Source organism: Halalkalibacterium halodurans, assembly GCF_004376175.1.
Taxonomy (GTDB): Bacteria; Bacillota; Bacilli; order Bacillales; family Bacillaceae_D; genus Halalkalibacterium; species Halalkalibacterium halodurans.
The window spans coordinates 1-7,210 of the sequence record NZ_SNUY01000106.1 but is presented as its reverse complement, the minus strand read 5'-3'; the positions used below and the strand labels follow the sequence as shown (position 1 = coordinate 7,210).

The 7,210-nt window shown below is 44.0% G+C and carries 8 protein-coding genes; 3 read left to right on the top strand and 5 right to left on the bottom strand.

Annotated features, from left to right (window positions below):
- The first annotated feature begins 226 nt into the window (after positions 1–226).
- Complete coding sequence (locus E2L07_RS19720) at positions 227–820, top strand: DUF4352 domain-containing protein (RefSeq protein WP_134230445.1); 594 nt, start codon at positions 227–229, stop codon at positions 818–820.
- 444 nt (positions 821–1,264) lie between these two features.
- Positions 1,265–1,570: a hemolysin XhlA family protein gene (locus E2L07_RS19715; RefSeq protein WP_166740139.1), complete on the top strand. Its 306-nt coding sequence runs from the start codon at positions 1,265–1,267 to the stop codon at positions 1,568–1,570.
- Between the two features lie 34 nt (positions 1,571–1,604).
- Here the strand turns inward: E2L07_RS19715 and urtE are convergent, their stop codons facing one another.
- The 5 genes from urtE to urtA are packed head-to-tail and all read right to left on the bottom strand — an operon-like array spanning position 1,605 to position 6,373.
- Entirely contained in the window at positions 1,605–2,297 is a 693-nt protein-coding gene (gene urtE / locus E2L07_RS19710) for an urea ABC transporter ATP-binding subunit UrtE (RefSeq protein WP_134230443.1), read from the bottom strand.
- Positions 2,281–3,084 (bottom strand): urea ABC transporter ATP-binding protein UrtD, encoded by an 804-nt coding sequence (gene urtD / locus E2L07_RS19705; protein WP_134230446.1) that lies wholly within the window; start codon positions 3,082–3,084, stop codon positions 2,281–2,283. The genes urtE and urtD overlap by 17 nt, the downstream gene beginning before the upstream one ends.
- On the bottom strand, positions 3,023–4,126 hold the full coding sequence (urtC, locus tag E2L07_RS19700; protein WP_134230442.1) for an urea ABC transporter permease subunit UrtC: 1,104 nt from the start codon (positions 4,124–4,126) through the stop codon (positions 3,023–3,025). The genes urtD and urtC overlap by 62 nt, the downstream gene beginning before the upstream one ends.
- A gap of 33 nt (positions 4,127–4,159) precedes the next feature.
- Positions 4,160–5,053, bottom strand: a complete 894-nt coding sequence (gene urtB / locus E2L07_RS19695; protein WP_134230441.1) for an urea ABC transporter permease subunit UrtB — start codon at positions 5,051–5,053, stop codon at positions 4,160–4,162.
- A 60-nt stretch (positions 5,054–5,113) separates the two neighbouring features.
- Positions 5,114–6,373, bottom strand: a complete 1,260-nt coding sequence (urtA, locus tag E2L07_RS19690) for an urea ABC transporter substrate-binding protein (protein ID WP_134230440.1) — start codon at positions 6,371–6,373, stop codon at positions 5,114–5,116.
- A gap of 236 nt (positions 6,374–6,609) precedes the next feature.
- Here urtA and ureA point away from each other — a divergent pair, with 236 nt between their 5' ends.
- Positions 6,610–6,912, top strand: coding sequence for an urease subunit gamma (gene ureA, locus E2L07_RS19685; RefSeq protein ID WP_134230439.1), 303 nt, complete (start codon positions 6,610–6,612; stop codon positions 6,910–6,912).
- The last annotated feature ends 298 nt before the right edge of the window (positions 6,913–7,210 follow it).

The following is a 7,210-nucleotide window of genomic DNA, read 5'->3' as shown; positions in this document are numbered from 1 at the left end:
TTTTCGGCGTTATGATCGCTTGCGAAACCGTATTCTCTTGCATCATCCATTCAAACATCAGACATTCGGGGTAGGATAAGAGGGGCTCGCCCTCCTATGCCACCCCAACATTTGACTAAGAACCTTTTTTTCTCTTTTTGTGGGAAAGTAGTGGAAATGTATTTTGTTTTATGGTATTTTTGTCATGTATCTTTTTTAACCAAGAAAAAAAGGGGGATTCTTTAAGATGAAAAAATTAAGGTTTCTAGGTATTTCTGTATTATTAGCAGGAGTTTTGGTTGCCTGTGGTGAGGAGTCTAGCGTTGAGCCTGTGAACAATGACACTGAAGCAGGCGAAGAAGAAGCAGCTGAATCAGGCGAAGAAGGTGCAGAGGAAGAGGCTACTGAAGAAGATGAGGAAGAAGCAGCTGAAGAAGAGGCCGAAGAGGAGTTTGAAGTTGGTGTGGGTGATACCGTTGACTTCGATGGCTTACATATTACCGTTAACGGGGTTAAAAAATCAGACGGAAACGATTTTGAAACTCCAAGCAACGATGCCTTCCTTTTAATTGATGTAAGCATTGAAAACACTTCAGATGAGTCTGCTTCTATATCTTCAATGCTGAATCTAGATTTGCTTGATCCGGACGGTTACTCACAAAACATGACGATTTTTACAGATGCAAGGGGCTCACTTGATGGTGAAGTAGGGCCTGGTCGTAAACTTGCTGGCGAGGCTGTCTATGATGTAGAAGATGCGGAATACTATGAGTTTATCTTTGAAAATCCGTTTACTACTGGGCAAGCCATTTGGACTATTAATAAAGACGATATTGAATAATATTTTTTAGAGTGATAGGTTTTGGCCTATCACTCATTTTTAATTAAACATGTGTTTCATGGGCTGCAAAAAAATTAATCAAACGTTTAATTAATGCCTCTCGTTTAAGCTCTGCCTTAGCAGGGCTTTTTTGAACATCCCTTAAAATCGCTGTTCAAGACATGGTTTCCTTACATTCTATGATCACTTGACTGGTACACCATACCTGACAGCCGTCTTTGTTTTGCGCCTATGTTTTTACCAAAATAATAGTAAAGGCTTCGCAAAAATGGCAAGCTTCATCCTCATTATAGCTCGTGTTGATGGAATTGAGGAAAGGTTAGGTAGACAAACTGTCAAAAAGCATGTCTTCCGAATTATATAATAATGAGCGGTTTATCTATTTAATGATTCTACATGTGTCAATTTAGGTAATTAATGATAGAGAAAAGAGGTGTATCGTTCATGGAGAAGCCGAAAAAACATGAGGTGGAAGATGCCTTAATGCACATTGTTGACCGAGTGGAGCGAGTGGAGGAAAGTCAAAAAGAATCAGCGACACGCCTGAATGATTTGGAGCGAAACGAGGCACTTCAGGATAAGGACATAAAAAATTTAACGGTCAGTTTAGATAAAATTCAAGAGAATACCCTATGGTTGCGACGGACGGTGACCAATGCCATGATTACCGGAAGTGTGTTTTTTTTTTGCGACACTCGTGACGGGGATTATCATTTGGGCTATTTCAAAATAATGGTTCCAATAATATGACGCAGAAAAAGCAGCGACCGCAACCGATCACTGCTTAGACACTTAAATACTGCTTGATTTCAGCTTCGATTAATGAATCTCCTTCATAGGCGATGCGTCCTTTATCGACCACGTAGAAGTAATCTCCTACTTGTTTAGCAAAATCGATGCTTTGTTCGACTAATAAAATCGCTTGATCTTTGCTCCGTTTTTTAACATCCATAATTACTTTTTGAATGTCATAGACGATGTTCGGTTGTACTCCTTCGGTTGGCTCATCCAACAACAGAAACTTTGGGTTAGCGACAAGGGCTCGCGCTAGGGCCAGTTGCTGCTGTTGACCGCCGCTTAAGTCACCACCACGCCGGTTTTTCATCTCCTTTAAAATCGGGAAGTAAGCAAATAGGCTTTCGTCAATTTTCTGTCCTTTTGTATCGCAGGCTTCCAAGCCTAACAACAAATTTTCGTGAACGGTTAGGAAAGGAAAGATGTCACGACCTTGAGGAACATAGCCAATGCCTCTTCGCGCACGGTAGGTGGGGCTTTTTTTTGTGACGTCCTCCCCCTCTAATTGAATCGAGCCTCGTTTTACTTGCAACAATCCGATAATGGTTTTCATAATCGTTGACTTCCCAACGCCATTTCGTCCTAACAGACAGACAACCTTTCCCGGTTGGACGGATAACGATACATCACGAATGACGGTGCTTTCATCATAGGCGACCTCTAGGTTAGAGAGCTGTAGCATGTGGGCTACCTTCCTTTCGACCGAGATATACCTCAATCACCTGTTCGTTATGGTGGACTTCGTCAATCGTTCCGTTACAGAGGAGCTGTCCCTCGTGCATGACGGTAACTCGGTCTGCATAGGACCGAACGAAGCCCATGTCGTGTTCAACGACGATGATTGAACAACGGGATTTAAGTGAGAGGAGGAGTTCCCCTGTTTTCTCTTCTTCCGTCTCTGTCATCCCTGCTATCGGTTCGTCGAGTAAGAGCAGTTTCGGCTCTTGCATCATCACCATCCCTATTTCTAACCACTGCTTTTGCCCATGAGACAACGTTTGCGCGATCCTGTGTCGTTCATCTGATAGTCCGATAAACGCGAGCATGTCGTCCATTCGATCCCGCTCCTCTGCTTTCATTTTTGAGAAAAGAATTGGAAAGAGGCGTTTGTCTTGCTTCATGGACAATTCCAGGTTCTCAAAAACCGTTAATTTCGGAAAGATGGAGGGGGCTTGGAATTTTCGCCCGATTCCATGGCGAACGCGTTCAAACTCTTTTAGTTTTGAGAGCTCCAAGTCTCCATGGAACAAAAGGCTACCCTTTGAAACGGGAGCCTTTCCGCAAATAGCATCAAGAAACGTTGTTTTTCCGGCTCCATTTGGTCCGACAAGAAAGTGCAGCTCCCCTTCAGGAATCGTAAAAGAAAAGTCACGAATGGCAAAAAAGCCACCAAACTGGACAGAAAGGTTAACTGACTTGAGAACGATGGGTTTCTTCTCGCTCGGTTCGTTTAACGCCGTCTGATTCATTTCGCTCACCTTCTTTTCTCCATTTTCGTAAAAGGCTCATAATTCCCCCGGGAAGGAAAAGGACAATGACAACAAATACGGTTCCTAATAAATACAGCCATGCTTCAGGGTGAGATTCACTGAAAAACGTTTTCGCTGAATTGGTTACAAGGGCACCAATCACTGGTCCAATGAGAGTACCGCGCCCGCCAATGGCTACCCAAAGGATCATCTCAATTGAGGGAATGATGCCGATCATAGACGGTGTAATCATGCCAACTTGTAGGACATATAACATGCCTGCAAGACCGGCAATCCCTGCGGATAAGGTAAAGATAGCGACTTTAAACATAGACGTATCATATCCTGAAAAACGCAGCCGATTTTCGCCATCACGAATCGCCACTAATGCTCTGCCAAATCGGCTATTCACAAGGGCTGCACATAGAAGGAACACGAGAATTAAGCAGCCAAGTGTAAGGTAATAAAGAACTTGTTGCGTGCTTGCGCTCGACAACGAATAGCCAAAAATGGTCGAAAAACCGGTTAGTCCATTCGTACCCCCCGTAATGGATTGTTGACTAACGATCAATGTGACCATGACGAGGACGAGCGCTTGTGTCAAGATCGTAAAGTAGACGTCTTTGATCCGGTTTCGAAACGTAAAAAAAGCTAATAGGCTAGCGATCAACATTGGGATCGTAACGGCACCGATGATCGCTATGAAAGGATTCGAAAACACTTGCCATAGCAAAGGGAGCCCTGTGATCCCGTTCCATAGCATAAAGTCTGGAACGGCCCCTGTCATTCCTTCTAGACTTAAATACATCGCCATTATGTAAGCGCCAAGTCCGAAGAAAATCCCATGTCCTAAACTTAAAACCCCTGTGTAACCCCACAAAAGGTCGAGTCCAAGTACTAAAATCGCAAAGGCAATATAGCGCCCGAGAAGATTGGTTCGAAAATCACTAAGAAAAAAAGGAAGAACTAAGAGAAGTACGATGATAAGAAACATTAACCATTGCCTCGTAAATAGTCGCGTACCAATAAGTTGCAAAGTCATTCACACCTTTCTTACTGCTTGCTGGCGTAGTTCTTAATCTAAAGAACGAGTTGGTAAGGAAAACAAGCCTTGCGGGCGCCATTGTAAAAAGAGAATGATGCAGGCAAAGACGAGTACTTTTCCTAAAGAGGCATTCGTCCAATATTCAAATAAGGTGTTAAACATCCCGATTCCTAACGCACCAGCCACCGTTCCTACTAACATGCCGACCCCGCCAACAACGACGACCATAAAGGCATCTACAATATAATAGGTACCGATGGTTGGCCCGATCGGCCCTAACAGCGTCAGTGCAGCTCCAGCTAAACCAGCACAACCAGAACCAATCGCAAATGTCATCACATCCACTTTGCGTGTAGAGATCCCTAAACATGTGGCCATGCTCCGGTTTTGCATCACCCCGCGAATTTTTCGGCCATTCCGAGTTTTATAAAAAAACCAGGCTAACAAACAAAAGCTTACGAGGACGAGAGTGATAATAAACAACCGAGAGAAAGGGAGTGTCACTCCGGCAATCTCTAGCCCGCCACGTAAAAACGATGGGCTTTGGACGCCTACATTTGGTGCACCAAAGATTGTCCGCGCTGTTTGTTGCAAAATGAGTCCCACGCCAAACGTTGCTAATAAACTATCTAGAGGTCGACCGTATAAGTGGCGAATAACGGTAAGTTCCATGAGAGTACCGATAAAAGCTGAGATGACAAACGATAACGGGACCGCGAGTAAAAAGTAAAGATCGAAAAAAGCTGGGGGAACATATTGACTAAAAAGAAGTTGAACAACGTAAGTAGCATAGGCTCCAACCATAATTAATTCCCCGTGTGCCATGTTAATGACTCGCATCATTCCGAACGTTATGGCAAGCCCAAGAGCGATTAAAAGAAGAATGGAGCCTAAGCTTATACCATTAAAAAGTTGTACGATCATGCCATTCCCTACCTTTCTATAGCCAAAAGAGGGGAAGAAAAAGTTCTCCCCACATTGTGTTTAATTGCCTGCAGCCGCGCTACTAATGCCCTCTGCCCATTCATAATCTTCTAAGAATGGATCGGGTTTAACAGGTTCTCCTGAATTCCAAACCTCCTCAAACTGCCCATCGGCTTGAACCTCACCAATTCGGACCGTTTTGTACAAATGTTGATTGTCACCATCTACTTTCACTAACCCACCAGGGGCGGAAAACTCTATCGTACTCGCAGCCTCACGGACAGCCTCTATATCGGTTGTTCCCGCAGCCTCGACTGCTTGGGCCCATAGATGAACCATCAAGTAGCCCGCTTCAATTGGATCCCCCGTCACTCGGTCGTCGCCGAAGGATTTTTTGTAGGCAGTGACAAACGTGTCGTTTTCAGGTGTGTCTGTTGTCTGGAAGTAATTCCAGCTCGCTAAATGCCCGGCAAGTACATCGGCACCAATTCCGCGAATTTCCTCCTCAGCCACACTTACCGACATGACGGTCACATCATCAGCGGTAATGCCTGCATCGGCGAGTTGCTTGAAAAAGGCTACGTTGCTATCACCATTCAACGTGTTAAAAATAACGGTTGGCTCTGATTCACGAATACGGGAAATGATCGTATTGTAATCCGTATGTCCGAGTGGAGTATATTGCTCATCGACTAATGTTGCTCCATGGCTTTCTAGCTGTGCTTTAATGATTGCATTGGCGAGTCGAGGGAAAACATAGTCTGATCCTAGTAAAAAAAACTCGGTTCCTCGGTTTTCTAATAGCCATTCCACAGCGGGAACAATCTGTTGATTTGGCGCAGCTCCGGCATAAAATATGTTCGGAGAGGCTTCCATTCCTTCATATTGGACAGGGTAAAACAACAATCCGTTGTTCTCTTCTACAACAGGTAGCATCGCTTTTCGGCTCGCAGACGTCCACCCACCAAAAATGACGGCGACTTCATCTTGCTGTAGGAGCTTTGTTGCGCGCTCGGCAAATATGTTAGGTTCAGAAGCGCCATCTTCGATAATAGGGACAAGCTCTTTTCCTAATACGCCGCCGGCCTCATTAATTTCTTCTATGGCCAATAATTCAGCATCGCGCACGGATGTTTCCGACATAGCCATCGTTCCGCTTAACGAATGGAGAATTCCGACAGCAATTTGATCGCTACCGACCTCGACTTCCGTTTGTTCGGCGGACTGCTCCTGTTGCTGGGCTGTTTGCTCCCCGCATGCCGCAAGGATCAATAAGCTAAAGGCCATCATGAACACTGTTTTACGTAAAGAACACTCCATGTAAAACCTCCTGAATTTTCTGTCTTTTATGCTTAAACGGTAGCAACAATTTACAAGCTGTGCACTATGTTTGTTAGAAATCGTTACATAAATTTATACATAATGTAAAAAATAGGACTTTAATCATAGTTAGAATTTTCTGTAATATTTTCTAACAAACTTGTTGCACCGACCTTGTCATCAAAGATAACATGGTGACATCGGATTCTTACCAATTACTAGAAAGAGTGGTCTGTGTGAGACTAAGTCCAGTTGAAAAAGAAAAGCTATTTCTATTTATGGCAGGAGAATTAGCAAAACAGAGGATGGACAGAGGACTGAAACTCAACTATCCCGAAGCCGTAGCCATTTTAAGCTGCTACGTTTTAGAAGGGGCAAGGGAAGGGAAGTCGGTTTCTGAATTGATGAAAGACGGAAAGCACGTGCTCTCGACAGAAGATGTAATGGAAGGTGTGCCAGAAATGCTCGAAGAAATTCAAGTCGAAGCCACGTTTCCAGATGGCATAAAGTTAGTGACGATTCATGAACCGATTCAATAGGTAGTGTCAAAACTTCTATGAAAACCTTATTTGGATCTAACACTACTACCATTTATTAGGTGGAAAGGCCGCGCTATCGCTCTTGACAAACACGCCAATGGTTTATTCAGAGGTCAATCAAGGGCGAAGGGAACAAAAGTAGGCATGCCAAATAACCCTTGACTTTTTCCATTTTAAACCATTGGCAAGTTCGGTTTGTCAAGAGTTCGCTTCGCCGATAGCTGAATAGGGCTCAGCTAAACATAAGTTAGGCTGACTGTTGTTGTTGAATCCAGTCTTGAGCTAATCCAATAAGGGC